This window comes from Rufibacter ruber, from assembly GCF_014138425.1.
GTDB classification, from domain to species: domain Bacteria; phylum Bacteroidota; class Bacteroidia; order Cytophagales; family Hymenobacteraceae; genus Nibribacter; species Nibribacter ruber_C.
This window is the reverse complement of the sequence record NZ_JACJIQ010000001.1, coordinates 492796-506562: the sequence shown is the minus strand read 5'-3', so window position 1 is coordinate 506562 and position 13767 is coordinate 492796. Positions and strand designations below refer to the sequence as shown.

Annotated in this window: 7 protein-coding genes and 1 CRISPR repeat array; of the genes, 2 read left to right on the top strand and 5 right to left on the bottom strand. The window is 47.7% G+C overall.

Going from position 1 to position 13767, the window contains the following annotated elements; all coding sequences use genetic code 11:
- Positions 1-8 precede the first annotated feature (8 nt).
- Together FHS90_RS01990 and FHS90_RS01985 are read left to right on the top strand one after the other, a co-directional pair.
- Complete coding sequence (locus FHS90_RS01990) at positions 9-3110, top strand: efflux RND transporter permease subunit (RefSeq protein WP_182511373.1); 3102 nt, start codon at positions 9-11, stop codon at positions 3108-3110.
- Positions 3111-3135: 25 nt separating this feature from the next.
- Positions 3136-4455, top strand: a complete 1320-nt coding sequence (locus tag FHS90_RS01985) for a TolC family protein (protein WP_182511371.1) — start codon at positions 3136-3138, stop codon at positions 4453-4455.
- Between the two features lie 182 nt (positions 4456-4637).
- Positions 4638-7930: a CRISPR direct-repeat array (repeat unit 30 nt; unit sequence ATTTCAATTCCACTTTGGTGCGATTAGAAG).
- A 219-nt stretch (positions 7931-8149) separates the two neighbouring features.
- On the opposite strand, the gene cas2 is transcribed toward FHS90_RS01985, so the two are convergent.
- The 5 genes from cas2 to cas5 all read right to left on the bottom strand — a co-directional run bounded on the left by cas2 (position 8150) and on the right by cas5 (position 13714).
- The gene (gene cas2 / locus FHS90_RS01980; RefSeq protein ID WP_182511369.1) at positions 8150-8413 is read right to left on the bottom strand and encodes a CRISPR-associated endonuclease Cas2; all 264 of its coding nucleotides are present in this window, start codon (positions 8411-8413) and stop codon (positions 8150-8152) included.
- A 63-nt stretch (positions 8414-8476) separates the two neighbouring features.
- Positions 8477-9481, bottom strand: coding sequence for a type I-B CRISPR-associated endonuclease Cas1b (cas1b, locus tag FHS90_RS01975; protein WP_182511367.1), 1005 nt, complete (start codon positions 9479-9481; stop codon positions 8477-8479).
- Positions 9482-9651: 170 nt separating this feature from the next.
- Positions 9652-10161 (bottom strand): CRISPR-associated protein Cas4, encoded by a 510-nt coding sequence (gene cas4 / locus FHS90_RS01970; protein ID WP_182511365.1) that lies wholly within the window; start codon positions 10159-10161, stop codon positions 9652-9654.
- 12 nt (positions 10162-10173) lie between these two features.
- A complete protein-coding gene (gene cas3 / locus FHS90_RS01965; protein WP_182511363.1) occupies positions 10174-12924 on the bottom strand; it encodes a CRISPR-associated helicase Cas3' in 2751 nt (916 codons plus the stop codon).
- The gene (gene cas5 / locus FHS90_RS01960; RefSeq protein ID WP_182511361.1) at positions 12908-13714 is read right to left on the bottom strand and encodes a CRISPR-associated protein Cas5; all 807 of its coding nucleotides are present in this window, start codon (positions 13712-13714) and stop codon (positions 12908-12910) included. Before cas5 ends, cas3 begins: the two co-directional genes overlap by 17 nt.
- Positions 13715-13767: the final 53 nt, after the last annotated feature.

Genomic DNA, 13767 nt, shown 5'->3' with positions numbered 1-13767 from the left:
ATCAGAAAATGAGTTTATCCACCACCAGTATAAAACGCCCGGTCTTCACGATTGTGCTCAACCTGCTCCTGATGCTGTTCGGGGTGATTGGGTACACGTTCCTGGGCGTGCGGGAATACCCCTCTATTGACCCGGCCATTGTGTCTGTGCGCACCAGTTATTCCGGGGCCAACTCAGACATCATTGAATCTCAGATCACTGAGCCCCTGGAGAAGGCCATCAACTCTATTGACGGCATCCGGAACATTTCCTCTACCAGCAACCAGGGCTCCAGCAACATCAACATTGAGTTCAACCTGGAGAAAAACCTGGAAGAGGCGGCCAATGACGTGCGGGACAAGGTGTCTCAGGCGGTGAGGAGCCTGCCAGAAGACATTGACGCCCCACCGGTTGTCTCCAAAGCCGATGCTGACTCTGAGCCCATCATCACCATGACGGTAAGAAGCGATGTGCGGGACCAGCTGCAGCTTTCTGACTACGCAGAGAACGTGATTTCCCAGCGCCTGCAAACCATTCCGGGGGTGAGTAGCGTGCAGATCTGGGGGCAGAAGCGGTACGCTATGCGCCTGTGGCTGGACCCTATGAAACTGGCCTCGTACGGCTTAACCGTGGGAGACATACGCACTGCGTTGAATCGCCAGAACGTGGAGCTGCCTACTGGTAAAGTAAGCGGAAGCAATACAGAGCTTACCGTTAGAACCTTGGGGAACCTCTCTACTGCAGAACAATTCAACAACCTGATTCTTTCCTCTAAGGGCGAAACCATTACCCGGTTCAGTGACATTGGCCGGGCCGAACTAGGTCCGGAGAATCTGGAAACCAAAATGACGGAATCTGGCAAACCCATGGTGGGGATGGCCATTATCCCGCAGCCGGGCACCAACTACCTGGAGATTGCCGGCAACTTCTATGACCAGTTTGAAAAGCTGAAAACCGAACTGCCCAAAGACCTGCAGCTGGACATTGTGATGGACAACACGGTGTTCATCAAGAAATCTGTGACCGAGGTAGCCGAAACCATCCTGATTGCCCTGGTGCTGGTGATTATCATCATTTACCTGTTCTTCAGGGACTGGGGTATCGCCTTCCGTCCGTTGATTGACATCCCGGTGTCCTTGATCGCCACGTTCTTCATCATGTACCTGTGCGGCTTCTCCATCAATGTTCTGACCCTGCTGGCTATTGTACTGGCTACGGGTCTGGTGGTAGATGACGGGATTGTGGTGACAGAGAACATCTACAAGAAGGTAGAAGAAGGCATGTCTCCCAATGAGGCGGCCATCAAAGGCTCTAATGAGATTTTCATTGCGGTTATCTCCATCTCCATCACGTTGGCGGCCGTGTTCCTGCCGGTCATCTTCCTGGAAGGGTTTGTGGGCAGGCTGTTCAGGGAATTTGGCGTGGTGATCGGCGCAGCCGTATTGATCTCTGCCTTTGTCTCCCTGACGTTAACGCCCATGCTGAACGCCTACCTGATGAAAGGGGGCACCCACAAACGCTCAAAATTCTATGACTGGACAGAGCCCTTCTTCCAGAAAATGAACAGCAGCTACGCTGAATCACTGGGCTCTTTTATGAAGCGGAAGTGGGTGAGTTTCCCCATCATTGCCGTGTGTCTGGGTTTGATTGTGCTGTTTTACACCACCATGCAGAAAGAAACCGCCCCCTATGATGACCGCAGCATGCTGCGGGTAATCTCTACCGCCCAGGAAGGAGCCTCTTATGAGTACATGGAGCGCTTTATGGAGGAGCTGACCCAGTTGGTGAATGATTCCATCCCTGAAAAACAGGTGAACCTGGTCATCACCTCGCCTGGCTTTGGCGGGGCTGGTTCTGTGAACCGCGGCATGATGCGCCTGGCCCTGAAACCGGCAGAAGAACGGGAGCGTTCCCAGGCCGACGTTGCAGATTACCTCAACAAGTTGGTGAGGCGGTACCCAGAGGCGCGTACCAACGTGACCCAGCAGCCTACCATCTCAGTGAACCGCCGCGGGGGGCAACCCATTCAATACATTATTCAGGCACCCAACTTTGAGAAACTGCAGGAGAAGGTGCCCCAGTTCATGGAGGCGGTCAACAATGACCCTACTTTTACCATGGCAGATGTGGACCTGAAGTTCAACAAGCCTGAGATCAACATCACCATTGACCGCGAGAAGGCGCAAAGCCTGGGCGTGTCAGTGATTGACGTGGCGCAGACGCTGCAGCTGTCTTTGAGCGGCCAGCGTTTCGGGTATTTCCTGATGAACGGGCGCCAGTACCAGGTAATGGGCCAGTTTGACCGCCCAGACCGCAATGACCCAATGGATTTAACGTCCCTGTTCGTGCGGAGCTCTACCGGCCAGTTGATCCAGCTGGACAACCTGGTAAAGATGGAAGAGCGTAGCAGTCCGCCGCAGCTGTACCACAACAACCGCTACCTGTCGGCCACGGTTTCGGCCGGTTTGGCCCCGGGCAAGAGTATTGGCGACGGTATTGCCGCCATGGACCGCATCAGGGACCAGGTACTGGACAAAACCTTCTCTACTGACCTAGGCGGGGAGTCGCGTGACTTTGTGGAGAGCGGGTCTAACACCATGTTCGCCTTCGGGTTGGCCTTGCTGTTGATTTACCTCATTCTGGCGGCGCAGTTTGAAAGCTTTATAGACCCGTTCATCATTATCTTAACGGTGCCGATGGCGGTGGCCGGGGCTATGCTGTCCCTGTGGCTGTTTGGCCAGACCTGGAACATTTTTAGCCAGATTGGGACCATCATGTTGATTGGCCTGGTAACGAAGAACGGTATTTTGATTGTGGAATTTGCGAACCAGCTCCGCGAAGAGGGCAAACCTAAAATGGAAGCCATTCTGGAAGCCGCTGAAGCCCGTCTCCGGCCCATTCTCATGACCAGTTTGGCCATTGCCCTGGGCGCCTTGCCCATTGCGCTGGCCCTGGGGGCTGCCGCACAGAGCCGCATGGGCATGGGGATTGTGATTGTGGGCGGAACCATCTTCTCCCTCGTCCTGACCCTGTTTGTGATCCCGGCCATCTATGCCATGTGGTCACGGGAGCGTACCCACCACCCAGAGTTTGACCATATTGAAGAGTATGAGAAGGCGGTGGCGCATTAATTTAATTCCTGAATCAATTTTAGAGATGACATACCATAAAAGCAGGCTCCTGGGCCTTCTACTCCTCTCCCTCCTCATTTGCACGGGAAAGGTGCAGGCCCAGGAACTTCTTACCTTAGAAGACGCCGTTAGAATTGCCCTGGAACGAAACTATGACATTAAACTCGCCAGCAATGACGAGCGCATTGCCGAAAACAACGTAAGCCGCGGCAACGCGGGCATGCTGCCAGCGGTTACCGGCACCTTAAACAATACCAACACCCTCCAGAACAACTCCCAGACCCAACAAAACGGAGATGTGCGGGAAGTAAGCTGGGGCCGTGGCTCCAACCTGAATTACGGGGTGGGGCTTACCTGGACTGTCTTTGACGGGTTCAGGATGTTTGCCCGGTATGAGCAGCTCCAGGAACTGGAAAAGCTGGGCGAGGCCAACCTGCAGCAGACGGTGTTGACCCGCGTGGGTGATGTGATCAGCACCTACTACGAGCTGGTGCAGCAGCAACAGCAGTTACGCGCCTATGACACCGCCGTTTCCCTGTCCAGGTTCAGGGTAGAGTTAGCGCAAAACCGGTTCCAGATAGGAAAAGCCGCCCGCCTAGAGGTATTGAATGCCCAGGTTGATTTTAACACTGACACCACCAACCTGTTAAGACAACAGGAGCTGTACCGCAACACCAAGATCAGGCTGAACGAGATCATGGCCCGTGACGTGAATACCAACTTCAGCGTAGCAGACGGCATTACCATAGATGACCAACTCACCCTTGGTCAACTGTCTGCGCAGGTAGAGCAGCAGAACCCCGCCCTCAAAGCGGCCGTGCTCAACAGAAGAATAGCCGAACTGGAAGCCAAACAGGTACGGGCGGGCCGTCTGCCCACCCTAGGGGTGACCACCGGGTACAGTTTCTCCCGAAACCGGGCAGCTCTGGGGTTCTCCACACTTTCCACGGGGAACGGCCTTACTTACGGCGTGAATGCTTCTATCAACCTCTTCAACGGGTTTAACCAGCGCCGGCTGGAGCAAAACGCCAACATAGGGATCAACAGTGCGCAACTGCAACTGGAACAGGTCAACCAAAGCCTGAACGCACAGCTGGCTTCTGCTTACCAGACCTACCTCACCAACCTGACCCTGGTGCGCCTGGAGGAAAACAACCAGCGCATTGCCCGCCAAAACCTGGACATTACCATGGAGAAATACCGCCTGGGCAGCATCACCACTATGGAGGTTAGGGATGCGCAGCTGAACTATGTAAACGCTACCGTGCGGTACAGCAACGCGCAATATTTAGCCAAAATAGGCGAAGTTGCCTTAAAGGAAATTGCGGGAACGTTGAACCTGTAGTAGTACTGCCTGTTTGAAGGAAAGCGTTTTGGGGCTGTTTTTCTGAAAACAGCCCCAAAACGCTTTTATCCTTATTGTGACTTGATTAGAAGCCGCCAAGGTCAGCCGCCTCACCCCGCTCTGCCACAGATTTCAGCGATTAGTAGAGTCACCCGTAGGGTTGGCCTCGCCCATGCCCCCGCATTTCAATTCCACTTTGGTGCAATTAGAAGTCCAGCTCCTCGTACAGGTCAGGGGCCAGAACGGGTTATTTCAATTCCACTTTGGTGCGATTAGAAGCACGGCGGCGAAGAACACCAATGTTAGACAACTTGGAATTTCAATTCCACTTTGGTGCGATTAGAAGTCACCGGCCAGGAACTGGAATTTAAAGACTGAGGCAATTTCAATTCCACTTTGGTGCGATTAGAAGTAGGCGACTTCTTCTCCAACGTTGGGGACGCCATCGGATTTCAATTCCACTTTGGTGCGATTAGAAGGCGGCGGACTGAACGGCATCTTTGACACCTTCTCTGATTTCAATTCCACTTTGGTGCGATTAGAAGTAAAAACCTTCGCCCCCATTATCATGCGATTATGTTATTTCAATTCCACTTTGGTGCGATTAGAAGCATTAAAAACTCCAATGAACTCCAGGAACTGGATTTGAATTTCAATTCCACTTTGGTGCGATTAGAAGCAGCGTGCAGGTGTTCGCCGGGGCCGTGCCTTTCTTATTTCAATTCCACTTTGGTGCGATTAGAAGCCGTGTTGGAAGCTCCCGCTTTCAGTTCGTTCGGGTTATTTCAATTCCACTTTGGTGCGATTAGAAGTCTGATCTACGTTAACGGTTCCTGTAATCTGGTCATATTTCAATTCCACTTTGGTGCGATTAGAAGGTACCAGGTTGGCATTTTTTATAATCGGCTCCAGGTATTTCAATTCCACTTTGGTGCGATTAGAAGCATTAGGGTTGAAAACGGTTCCATTATCATTGTCAAATTTCAATTCCACTTTGGTGCGATTAGAAGAGTTATGAAATTTAGAACTTTAAACAACTAATAATAATTTCAATTCCACTTTGGTGCGATTAGAAGCATCCGGTCTACTATTACCGCTTGCTCCTCCGCACTATTTCAATTCCACTTTGGTGCGATTAGAAGGTCTTCTCAAACCCCGCCTTCAGCAACCATTCTTCTGATTTCAATTCCACTTTGGTGCGATTAGAAGCAGCGCATCGTCCTCGTTAATTGCGTTACCAAGGAAATTTCAATTCCACTTTGGTGCGATTAGAAGCAGGCCGCACTAATTACCCTTGTTATATTAGTGCTAATATTTCAATTCCACTTTGGTGCGATTAGAAGTCACCTCCCCGTCTGTCGCTGTGTAGAGTGTGGCCGATTTCAATTCCACTTTGGTGCGATTAGAAGGAGTAAAGGTTTATTGGTTATTGGTTGTTTAGCCAAAATTTCAATTCCACTTTGGTGCGATTAGAAGCCTCTAATGCTATATTTTCATAAATGGAGTAGAACAATTTCAATTCCACTTTGGTGCGATTAGAAGAGTACGGCGACAACGACAAGCTGCCGCACGAGATCCTATTTCAATTCCACTTTGGTGCGATTAGAAGCCTATCAGGTAGGCGAAGATGTAAGCTCGTTGGATGCATTTCAATTCCACTTTGGTGCGATTAGAAGCAGTGTGATTACGCTATAAAAAACACCTATTTAAACGAATTTCAATTCCACTTTGGTGCGATTAGAAGTGAAAGTCAAAACAATACTCCTTTCATGTTTTCTTTATTTCAATTCCACTTTGGTGCGATTAGAAGTTCAACTGCGCGTTTACGTCCATATATTTAAATTCGATTTCAATTCCACTTTGGTGCGATTAGAAGTTTTACCCTCACGGAGAACAAAGGTAAAAGGCTCATACATTTCAATTCCACTTTGGTGCGATTAGAAGGCTGCAGCTGCACCAATGATTTAATGCGCTCTGGCGATTTCAATTCCACTTTGGTGCGATTAGAAGCAGTAGGCGGTGCGCTCCATATAATCCAAAATACAGATTTCAATTCCACTTTGGTGCGATTAGAAGTCATACTCACGTCCATCTACGGCTATATCTAAGCGTTATTTCAATTCCACTTTGGTGCGATTAGAAGAAGCACCACCGAAAAGGCGGTTAAATTGCCTAACAAATTTCAATTCCACTTTGGTGCGATTAGAAGCCGTACTTGGTTATTCTTTGTGTGCCGTAAAGGTCTTATTTCAATTCCACTTTGGTGCGATTAGAAGTTAAGCGTAAACTGCCCAGGGAAGATCTAAAGCACATATTTCAATTCCACTTTGGTGCGATTAGAAGTGCACCAGGACAAATATGGCCGTGTTGCCCTTTGGGAATTTCAATTCCACTTTGGTGCGATTAGAAGAAAGCCCAAAACGCCGTACTGCTGTTTCAAACCCTCATTTCAATTCCACTTTGGTGCGATTAGAAGTAATGTGCCTCCCACTAACCGCCGTTTCAGTTATGCATTTCAATTCCACTTTGGTGCGATTAGAAGGCCGGTTGAGCTGGGGGGAGCTGTTCCTGGCGCTTTATTTCAATTCCACTTTGGTGCGATTAGAAGAAAGCCCTCTTTGCTTGCCCAAGGTGCTTCATCAAAATTTCAATTCCACTTTGGTGCGATTAGAAGCGGGCACGGTGCGGGTGAAGCCTATCAACGATGTGGCATTTCAATTCCACTTTGGTGCGATTAGAAGCCAACACTAACCCTATAGCATCCGGTAATACTTACTTATTTCAATTCCACTTTGGTGCGATTAGAAGGGAGGTAGAGGTTTATACAAGGTCTAGGGGTAATTCATTTCAATTCCACTTTGGTGCGATTAGAAGTATAAAACCCTAGAAACCATTCCGGTTTACGCAACCCCATTTCAATTCCACTTTGGTGCGATTAGAAGCCAAAATGGTTTCAGGTGATATTGGCCGCTTCAAGCATTTCAATTCCACTTTGGTGCGATTAGAAGTAGACGCAGAGGTGAGGGTGGCGATCATCTCCTCAGATTTCAATTCCACTTTGGTGCGATTAGAAGGTTCAATGTTTGGGGCAACAGCAACCCTAAGCAGAAGAATTTCAATTCCACTTTGGTGCGATTAGAAGCCTCCCTGATCATTCGTAATAAGAATATCGGTAGTAGGATTTCAATTCCACTTTGGTGCGATTAGAAGTCGCGCTCCTTATCTAAGAGCGTTTCTAATTTTCCCAATTTCAATTCCACTTTGGTGCGATTAGAAGGCGGTCATCCCGCCAGCTCCGTTGCCATAGACAAGAATTTCAATTCCACTTTGGTGCGATTAGAAGTTGCGCGAGATGTCAGCCTGGTGCCAAGCTAACATTATTTCAATTCCACTTTGGTGCGATTAGAAGGGCATTTTGCGGACGGCCTTAATCCGGTGGAAGACAATTTCAATTCCACTTTGGTGCGATTAGAAGCCGTTTGATATGGCATGTAAAAATAGCGTTTCTAGAACGTAATGGTGGTATGGGAGACCTAAAAATGTTAATGAATGGTGCCTTGGAAGCGTCGGTGGGGAATGCTATGATTTTACTGGGAGACTGACAACCGCGTTTTTGGCCTGTTTTCGCAGAAATGGGTCAAAAAGACGGGGTCCTAGGAACGACAACCTCCCTAGAAAAACCCCACTGACAACTTCAGATAAAATTATCCAAGCTATTTAACTCTTTTCCAAGCACTTGCTTGTCCAGCCATTTTTCGTCGCGGGTGGAGAAAATGATGAGGCTGTCTTCCTCGTCGTTCATAATTTGAGTAGCCCTCAGCTTGAGTTCTTTCAACTTCACCTCTGTGATCTCACCCTCAAACACCGAGTTCTGAATCCAATTCAGGTAGCGGCGGCACAGCTTCAGCATACGTCCCACGCGTTGTTCCCCTATATCATATACCAAAATTACATACATTCTGTTGGTGTTTAAAGTGTGGGGGCGCTGGACCAGAGGTGTTATGCATTCCGTACCAGTCTCTTACCACCAGATTTTGAATGGCTTGTATTCTTCTATGCGCAGCAGGTGCTTGCTCAATTTATAGCACTCTAGCCTAATGAGGTGTTTGTAACTCACACTCTTTTTGAGGGTACGGTGTTTAATGGTTTCCAGCAACCGCTCCTCAAAAGCTTTGACAAAAATCTTCTTTCCGCTTTCCTTCAGCACGCAGCTGTTGAGCTTGTTGTCAAAGTCTTTGGCCTGCAGTTCCCGCTTATTTAAAAGTTTGAAGATAGGCCGGTCTACCAGAATAGGCTTGAATATTTCGGCCAGGTCAAGGGCCAGGGAATACCGCCGCGCCCCTGGCTCATGCAAGAAGCTGATGGTGGGGTTAAGTTGGGTGTGGTAAATCTGACCAAGGCAAACGGCATAGCATAGCATGTTCCCAAACGAAATAAGCGCATTCAATTCATTGGCAGGCGGACGTTTGCTGCGCCCCTCCAGCATGAAGTCATTCACAATGATGTCAAAGGCACGGTAATACACTTGCCTGATGTTGCCTTCAATGCCCATCAGTTCCGGTACTTGGGTGGTAGAGCTGATTTGCGTACTTAACTCCTCAATGGCGGCAATCTCGGTAGACAGTTCGCGTTCGCGGTTAGCGTAGTACTTCAGGTTTTTGAGCATGTTAAAGGCGGCTCCCTCCACAAACTTCTGGGCAATCTCAATGCGTTCCTGCGGGTTAAGGTAGTGCAGCGTCTGGTCTATCTGCATCTTGCCCGCCAGCAGGTACTCTTTGGACATAAAAGAACCCGTGTAATGCTCATAGTAGTCAAAGAAGTGTACGTTGATGTGCTGCTTACCCAGGAAATTGAGCAGGGCGCTGTTCACATCCAGACTCCCGAAACAGTAGAAATCAGCCGCGCTTTCCACCGGAATGTATTTAGGCGTACCCTCCCGCCCGTCTTCGCCCACAGGCGTGAATTTGAGGGTATTGTCTTGCCTGCTCAGGCGGCCAGGATTGAAGAGGTAGTAACTTCTTTTCATAGGTAACAGGTAAAGCCAACTAATAGCCGCCGAAGAGACAAACGGCTTGTTCAAAATCAAATGACTCCTCTTTATTTCCTTGCATGGGGAAACGGTTCTATGCGTTTTGGAGCTGTTTTTCTGAAAACAGGTCCAAAACAGCTTTCCTCCTGTTAAGTATGCCCTCAACCTTATCCGCTTTCAGCAGAGTAGCAGAAGTCAAAGTAGCTGCACCGCTGGCAGATGGGTTTGTTCAAAAGGCCAGGGCACTCTTTGCGCGCCAGTATCAGGTCAATGTCGGTGAGCCAGTCCATGATATCGGAGCGATCCTTATCGGTAAGCACCACCTGTTCGGTCTGCCGGAGCTTGGGGTATTCCAGAATGCCGGTAGCCCCTTCTACGCCGTTTTCCTCCAGCAGCCAAAGGTAATATTTCACCTGCGCCAGGTGGGCGCGCTCGGCTTTGTCTGATTTCTTCACCTCGTGCACCACCTTGTTTCTGGCATCATAGAAGTCAATCTTGCTGCCGCCAATCTCCAGTTCAGTGTACTTTTCGGGGCGCTGCTGGTAACTGGTATTGCCAATGAGTTTGCCCTCATACACCGTGTCTGAGGTATGCTCCATCCTGATGCCCTTGGCATGCAGCCACAGCTCCCGGTGGCAAATGTGGTACAGGTTGATGAGGGTGGCGTTGACGGGCATGGGTGCAAGAGTTTAAAGGAAGTAGTTTTCTACAGCGTCAAACTGGTTTTCTAGCAAGCCTGCTTCTTCTGAGTACACCTGGTCATGATGAAGCAGGTAATAATAGCCATATGTGAGGTCTGCATTCAGGCAAAATTCTTTCAGCCTGGGTATCATCTTTGAGAAGGAAACCAAAGAGAAAGTAAACTTTGCCATGATACTCTGCAGAATTTTAAAGTTTACTTTCTCTTTGATATGAAAGCCTTTGCTTTGATTTTGAATCAGAGAGACATATAATTCCCATACTTTACGGCCCGCCACTTCTGCGTCTGTGAAAGAGAAACTTCCATGTCGTTCTAAAAACCGCAACTCTTCTCCAGTGAAAACTGCTTCTGTGGTACCAGAAGCCTCATCACCTATAGAAACCCCAAGAGCAACGGGTACGAAAACAGACGCACTCTGCTGGTCTATTATTTTAAAGTTAGCGTTTATCTCCCTAAAGCTCAATCTTTTTAGCGGCGATAAAATATCTCCTTTAAAGTTGTCTGCGTAAGGCAAGGCATTCTTGTTATTCAGATTCAGAAACACTTCATTGTAAAGATATTCAAAATCTTTTTCCCGCAACACCCGCTCATATTGCTCCTGATTGAGCTTCTCTTTGTCTCGGGTTACCTTAAATCTTTCATCAGCTTTGTAAAGTACTTTGGCATCATCTAGTTTAAAGAGATAAACTTCGCTGGTGGCCTTGTCTGCATTTCGGTTCACTCTACCGGCCAGCTGTTCATCACTGTCTACCAATGAAACATTCTTAAAACCCAAATCCATATCAATATCCACGCCGGCTTCCACTACCTGCGTAGTGATAAGCAAAATGTTTTTAGAACGGTTATTAGGGTTCTTCAGAAAGTTGATGATGAATTTGCGCCTTGGTTCCAGAATGGTGCCGGAAAGCACAAACACCTCATCAAAAAAATGGGGCTGGTTATGTATATGTTGCTGAAACTCTGAAGCTGACTTTTTGTAGATGAACTCCACAATGGTATGGACGGAGGCATGCTTTTGATTAAAGGCGGCATATACCTCTGATTTTTGCAGCACAAAAGCAGCCAGACTTTCCTGGGTTATCTCCTGGTCAAATAAATCAAACCTGAAGGTAACCCTCTCTGCGAAGTTGGGGTTCTGCAGGTACCTTTTGGCATTAGGCAGTAAGTCTGTAAAATGGGGCTGGTGAAAAAGCCCAATGTTGAGCGCACTAATCTTAGGCAGGGTAGCCGACATCAACACAAACTTTATGTTGAAACACTCGGCATACTGGCTGATAAAATACAGCATCTTATCCCAGATAGCCGGATTGTAAGACTGCAATTCATCAATGATGACTACTGAATTGGCTATGCGGTGCAAAAGATAGTTTACTTCTTTCCGGTTAGACTTGAGTATGTCAAAGAACTTCACGTGTGAAAGCACCGTGACCGGGTAAAGCGCGAATAAATTGTCTATGAAGTCTTTTTTCTCATTGCCGTACTCCCCGTCTTTGCTGGCTTCTTCTTTACTCTGGAAAGCAGCTTTTGCGTGTAGCTGCACCAGCTCATGGGGTTGTAAACCTAGCGTCTCTTGCAGGGCTTTATAGGTTTGGGTGATGAGCGTGGTAAAAGGAAAAACGTAGTAAAACTTGGTAAGGCTTGGGTTCTGCTCCAACAACTCCGTCACGGTAATCATTGACAAGTTAGTCTTGCCCCCTCCAGTTGGCGCCTCTATATAATACAGGTTCTTCTCTGGGTGCCGCCTAACCGATTGGATTAACTCCACCGCCATTTCCGTGCGGAGCTGGTTCAGATTACTGAAAGATTTTTCTGTTGGGTGCTCGAACTGGAAAGCAGCTAAACTATCAAATGTAGCTTTATTGTGCTTGTAGAAGCGCAGGTTTGCCGTGATTTTAGTAATTCTTTCTCTACTGCTGAATACGCCAAAGTCTGTGGTGGGAGTATCTGCCATGTACTCATGGGTAGCCAGATAGTCTGCGCCGGTAAGCAATGAAAACTGTAACTTTAGCAGAGCAAAGAGCGGGAATTCTACTTTCAATATTTTGTCAAACCTGTCAAAATATTGCTTTTGCCACATAGGCGGCATCTTTTCTTCTAAACCAGGATGTACCTTAAACTGATACAGCTTCAGGTATTCTTTCATGGCTTTTACCTCTTCCTTGAAAGAAATTTCCCCGGCAACAGGTTCTGCTAACTCTGGTGCATGATGTTTAAAAATGCAGTACGAAAATAACAGGATCAGCGTATTCAGTTTTGTCCATGCCTCATTACTTAAATTCATCTTAGGTGGCACCGTCTCATTCATTTGGGTAACCACAAAAAGATACGCTCCCAATGCTGAATGCGAAGAACCCAGAAGATTGTCAGGCACCACCTTGAACAGCGGATTATTCATCTTCTTCGGGTCTGCCTGAAAGTTCTCATTTACCTTCCCGAAGTCATGGAAATGAATGGCTTGTACAAAAAGCACTTTCAGGGTTTGAGCTAACGTAGCTCGCTCTGATTCCTGGAAATTCAGCTCCACCACCGCTGTAATTAACTTATCAATTATAGAGTCAAGGCCATGCACCTGGCACAACTGCATAAAGTAGCTATCAACCAGCATCACATGCGCCGCAAACTTCTCTGACTCTTTGGCTGAGTGAGTATGGGCTAGATACCTTTCTGCCCCAACTAACCACTCTCCTAGTGCCGGAATAGATTTGCTGATTTCTGCAACGGATTTAAGCGAGTTGGACATACCCCTGCAGCTCTGGCAAAAAATAAAGATTAGGCAACTGCACCCCCTTTTTCAAAGGGAAATTGGAGTATGTAAAATCTTCCAGGTGGTATTGGAACAGTTGGGCATGAAACCCGGCGGGCAACCGCTCAAAGTATGCAAAGGAGGTAGGGGTGAATACAAACTCAAATGGATTGCTAGCCGACATAAAATCGTCTTCCACTCTTTCATATTTTAAGGTGATAGTCTTTCTAAAAGCAGTAAGAATTTTAAGGTCAGATGATGAAGTAGCCTCTAGCTGGAACTCATATTCTCTGAATGTGATATTCCCCTCCCCGTCTAACCACCAGGCATGGTATTCATTCTTCCCTAAATAAGGCACAAATTCTGCCTGCCCAGTTTTTAAATAATCATACAGCTTTGCCTGTGCGGGCTTCTCAAGATTTAACAGAAGAAAACAGCGGTAAGCTGGTTTAATCAGCATGGTTTCCTCTACCAGCAGGTTTCCGTCTTTGTTGGCGTAACCAACGGTGTTAGAGTACTTGACAGATGATTTAATGAAGTTACCCTTCTCGTGACTGCCCTCTAAGGGTGCAATGCCAACGGGTATGTCATTGAGTACCTGATAGTACTCCGGCAGCTCTCCTTTCTTCTGATATCCACCTAAACCTATGATGGCACCTAAAATACCGAGCAGGGCGGGCTTATGCAGCATGTTATAAGACAGCAGCATGCCTTCATTGTAATCTGGTTTCTTCAAAAAACCAAAGTCACCCCGTAAGTCAATGGATATTAGTTTTTCCTGGCTCATGTATAGAATATGGTATAGAAGAGAAAAAATAGAAAAGACTACTCCGGCCATAG

What these genes read in the sequence shown, in the direction of transcription:
- FHS90_RS01990 (WP_182511373.1), top strand. Translation starts at nt 9, where the DNA reads ATGAGTTTATCCACCACCAGTATAAAACGCCCGGTCTTCACGATTGTG.
- FHS90_RS01985 (WP_182511371.1), top strand. Translation starts at nt 3,136, where the DNA reads ATGACATACCATAAAAGCAGGCTCCTGGGCCTTCTACTCCTCTCCCTC.
- cas2 (WP_182511369.1), bottom strand. Translation starts at nt 8,413, where the DNA reads ATGTATGTAATTTTGGTATATGATATAGGGGAACAACGCGTGGGACGT.
- cas1b (WP_182511367.1), bottom strand. Translation starts at nt 9,481, where the DNA reads ATGAAAAGAAGTTACTACCTCTTCAATCCTGGCCGCCTGAGCAGGCAA.
- cas4 (WP_182511365.1), bottom strand. Translation starts at nt 10,161, where the DNA reads ATGCCCGTCAACGCCACCCTCATCAACCTGTACCACATTTGCCACCGG.
- cas3 (WP_182511363.1), bottom strand. Translation starts at nt 12,924, where the DNA reads ATGTCCAACTCGCTTAAATCCGTTGCAGAAATCAGCAAATCTATTCCG.
- cas5 (WP_182511361.1), bottom strand. Translation starts at nt 13,714, where the DNA reads ATGAGCCAGGAAAAACTAATATCCATTGACTTACGGGGTGACTTTGGT.